Here is a 4271-nt window from a genome sequence, read left to right on the forward strand (position 1 = left end):
CCCATCTGAAGTTAACTTTACAACAGGTAAATGATCCACATCATTTTATTTGATTTGTAGTTAAATTGTGCTTAGCGGGAAGGCGGACGATTTTCAAGGAACCTACAGGAATAGGTTGCTGTATATAATAGGTAAAAGACCGTCCTAGGAAATTCGGACGGTCTTCCATTATATCTTTCTTTATTTTATTTTCAATTACAATAGTATTGACTTGTCTCTTTTTCACAAAGTGAACATGTAATCAAAGGGCAGGATCAAATTCCCTTTTACAGTCCTTATAAATCTCTGAGACTGGAAGATGTATTTCTTTAATTCCTATAATAAATTAGTAGTTCTCTTATTTCTAAAGCATGATCCTATTAAGACAAATAGGCCTGTCAGTGATCTAGACAGGCCTATTTCATATCCCCTGATATACCAAGGTGACTAACCTTTAAATCTATATAAATTGTTGAATTCTCCTCTAAAATATCAACCAATTATCAAATGGTCCAAATACCGAGATTGTTACCGCAACATCAATAGGAGTGTTTGAATTTACGTGCAACATAAACTCAACACCTCCATCAGGTCCTCCCTCTGGACCATGCGGACTAATGTTCGTGACATACACATCTGGACCATGAACTGTTAGTCTGGCATTTTGGTTGAAGAGTGGTCCTCCTCGTATGAATTGAGCTGCAGAGATTAAAACAACGGAAGTATTCGTAATATTTACTCCTTGCATGTTAATATTCTTTGCACTTCGCCCCATTTGTCTGGGATAAAAGACTCGGACAGAATATGGTTGAGGCATTTGAACTCCTCCTCTAAATTGGTTTCGCTTAGTACATGCTTAATATTTTAAAGAAAATTTTGTTATTTTTTTATATGTTAAATTTATGGTATTTATACCTCCCAGTGGTGACTTCTGGGTAGGTTAAATCGTTATTATCGAAAGTTTTATCCTAAGTCGAACTATGCCCCACGTCTTGTATCCTTCCATACCTTTTCCCTATTAATGTTACAGAAACTACGGTTCAAACAGAGTTTATTGCAGCATGATGTAAACATTAAGCAAACATATTTTTAGTAGGAGATTTTTTGATTCCAATAAAAAAATACATGATCCAAAAAGAGGATCATGTATAGTGATATCTTCTTTATAAAACGGGATTTCAACTTATTCTATGGAATCGTACATATCCTGCATACCTATCAAAACTACCTTGATACCCCCCGTTAATCCATCCGCCATCCCCATTATTCCAGAATTCACCATCTGTGAAAACCCACACTCCATAAAGAATGTTACCATAACGTACTGTATAAGATGTTTGAATGCCTTGTAGATTATGAGAATATCTTTGATTTAAATTATAAACCACCACATTCTTTTTTCCTTGACCCACTTGGTAAAAAGCATGGTAAAGTGTATCTTTAACAAAATTCTCCTGTGCAACATCTGCTGGAAGAACACTTTTTTCAGACTTATTAATACTTGGTGGAAATTGGTTTGGTGTGTTGATTACATTTTCACTCGCTAATGCTCCTGTCGCTCCTGCTGATAACATCAGAGACAATCCCATTAATGAAGTTAAAAACTTGCGTCCAACTTTCATTTTTACCATCCTCCTCCTAATTCCAATAATAAACCTTTATTGTAAAAAAATTACATAAAAGATTATGGATATATAATAACCTGTTAATTCTGCATTTTCAATATAGTTATTCTGAGTATATTCCTTCTTGACATAAAAATAGCCACCCGATTGATCGAATAGCCTATCCCATATAGACTCCAAGTGAACATTATATATATGTCTAGTATAGAAGCTTGTCCTCTGTTCGTTCGGTTATCATTAACATCTAGAACTGGGATGTTTGTTTTGTTTCACCGCTTATACACTTTAAACATCTCCCAAAACACTATGCTCTTTCTCATAATCAGGTTTTATGATCATCTCTCGTTCTTTACGAAGCTCTTCATTACGGAATGTGTAGATCATTGTCCTTTTCTACGCCCCCTCAGGAGTCGCTTGATTCTCTATCCTTCTCAGCTTTCATGGCCAGTTCTTTTCCTTTGCGCTCGTTCTCTGCAAGAATATCAAGGTAAATCTCAATGAATCGGTCAAGAGCCTCTTTTGATGGTTCCCGTCTACCAATTGCCCAAATTTCCGGTCTCGTTCTTCCATCTTCCATAAGCACCATCCCCCTTGTAGAAGATGTATGCAACGATTCGTTGAGGACAACACTCATGTATGTTTCACATCTTTTTAGTAAATCCAAATGAACATATTTTTGATAATTATTTTATCCTCTCTTAGGTGGAAGCACTTATGAAAATCGGAAAAACCTTAACAAGACTAAGGAACAACGGCATTTAACCCAAGATCAAATGGCGGACTTGTTGGGAGTAAAACGTCCTAGAATGCTTGAGAAAATGGGGATCTGATGTTTGATCGGATTCCATTAGATAAAAATGATAGGCAGTGTATCATGAATGTTTTGCCGGATTATTCTGGGAAGCAAGGAAAATGAATAAGCATAAAAAGAATTAGGAGCATGACATCAGGAGCGACATCAATTAAGGAGTAAATAATGGAGGAAACAAGAAACAACTTGGTCAAACGTTACAAAACGAATTGTCCTTTTACAATCTCTTAAGATTTAGGCTATTATTTCCTCGAGCAAAACCAACTCTTCAATCAGGTAAATTTGAACGACAGGCAAATGAATTCGCAGTAAAATTGCTCATTCACGAAGACAGAATTCAATGCGGAGAAACATCAGATGAGATTTGTCTACGTAACGGTATTTCAACTGAAATGGGTAGGTATATAAAATGGAGAGAAAGTGAGTTTGATGAAAAGAGTAATAATCACCAGAGTAGCGATTTATGTACGTGTTTCAACAGATGAACAAGCAAAAGAAGGCTTCTCCATCCCAGCTCAACGCGAACGACTCCGAGCATTTTGCAAAAGCCAAGGCTGGGAAATCGTAGAGGAATATATCGAAGAAGGATGGTCAGCAAAAGATATTCAAAGGCCGCAAATGCAACGTCTATTAAAGGATATCAAAAAAGGAACCCTTGATATGGTACTAGTGTATCGCTTGGATCGACTTACTCGATCCGTTCTTGACCTTTACTTACTGCTGCAGATGTTTGACAAACATGATGTTGCTTTCAGATCAGCTACTGAAGTATATGACACCTCAACAGCTATGGGGCGACTATTCATTACACTTGTTGCGGCTCTGGCACAGTGGGAAAGAGAGAACTTAGCAGAGCGTGTGAAATTCGGCATTGAACAGATGATTGATGAGGGTAAGAAACCTGGAGGGCACTCCCCATTTGGTTATCACTTCGATAAAGATTTTACATGTACAATCATTGAGCAGGAAGCAAAGATAGTAGAAAAGATATACCAATGGTACGTGGAAGGTTTTGGGTATCGGTCGATTGCTAAGCAACTAAATGGAATGGATGTGCGTCCACGTATCGCCAAACGTTGGAACCATATTTCCATTCGGGATATTCTGTTGAACGACATGTACATAGGCGTATACCGATGGGGTAATAAAATTGTGCTGGATAACCATCCTCCCATCATCTCAAAACAATTGTTCGCCAAGGCAAAACAGACAATGGAGGGAAAGTCCGGTCAATCGCCAAGGAAAGGAAAGTTCCCTTTGACAGGGATACTACGTTGCGGGCACTGTGAAGAACACAATATGCAAGGGTTCTACGATCATCGCGATCAAAAGACGTATTATCGTTGTCTCGGTTGTAACCGCATTACCCACGATCAGAGAATATTAGACCTTCTCCTCGGCGAGATCGAAAGATTGATTACATCAAAAAAATATTTCTTGGAAAAGGTCAAAAATCAAAGAGAAGTCGAATTAGATTTAGATAAAATCAGGGGTGAGATAGCAAAAATCCAAATACAAAAAGAAAAGTGGTACGGTGTGTTCATGGACGACAGCAATCCTATTCCAAAGGAAACACTTTTTGAAAAGATCAACACTTTGAACCATAAGGAAAATGAACTGCAAGAACTCATCAATGATTATGATGTAGAAGAGGAAACCCCAGAGCAGAAATATCACAAGATTAAAAAAATGACCAATATCAGAGAACAGTATCATTTAGCAGACGTATTTCGCAAAAAAGAGTTGCTTCATAGTTTACTCGAAAAAGTTATTATTTACCGAGAACGCGGACGAAACAAGAAAATTCGCATCGAATATTCTATGCGTTAACCCTGTTATATGTGTAATTTCCCCCA

4 protein-coding genes are annotated in these 4271 nt (G+C 37.4%); 1 reads left to right on the forward strand and 3 read right to left on the reverse strand.

Going from position 1 to position 4271, the window contains the following annotated elements; genetic code table 11:
* Positions 1 to 463: 463 nt before the first annotated feature.
* The 3 genes from AYJ08_RS03775 to AYJ08_RS23305 form a co-directional block, all read right to left on the reverse strand.
* Entirely contained in the window at positions 464 to 796 is a 333-nt protein-coding gene (locus AYJ08_RS03775; protein ID WP_064016649.1) for a hypothetical protein, read from the reverse strand.
* A gap of 361 nt (positions 797 to 1157) precedes the next feature.
* Complete coding sequence (locus AYJ08_RS03780) at positions 1158 to 1601, reverse strand: hypothetical protein (RefSeq protein ID WP_064016650.1); 444 nt, start codon at positions 1599 to 1601, stop codon at positions 1158 to 1160.
* 406 nt (positions 1602 to 2007) lie between these two features.
* Entirely contained in the window at positions 2008 to 2181 is a 174-nt protein-coding gene (locus tag AYJ08_RS23305) for a hypothetical protein (protein WP_231928992.1), read from the reverse strand.
* Between the two features lie 663 nt (positions 2182 to 2844).
* Between AYJ08_RS23305 and AYJ08_RS03785 the strand changes: the two genes are divergently transcribed.
* On the forward strand, positions 2845 to 4245 hold the full coding sequence (locus AYJ08_RS03785; RefSeq protein ID WP_064016651.1) for a recombinase family protein: 1401 nt from the start codon (positions 2845 to 2847) through the stop codon (positions 4243 to 4245).
* The last annotated feature ends 26 nt before the right edge of the window (positions 4246 to 4271 follow it).

The organism is Brevibacillus sp. SKDU10 (genome assembly GCF_001645205.1).
Classification (GTDB): domain Bacteria; phylum Bacillota; class Bacilli; order Brevibacillales; family Brevibacillaceae; genus Brevibacillus_B; species Brevibacillus_B halotolerans.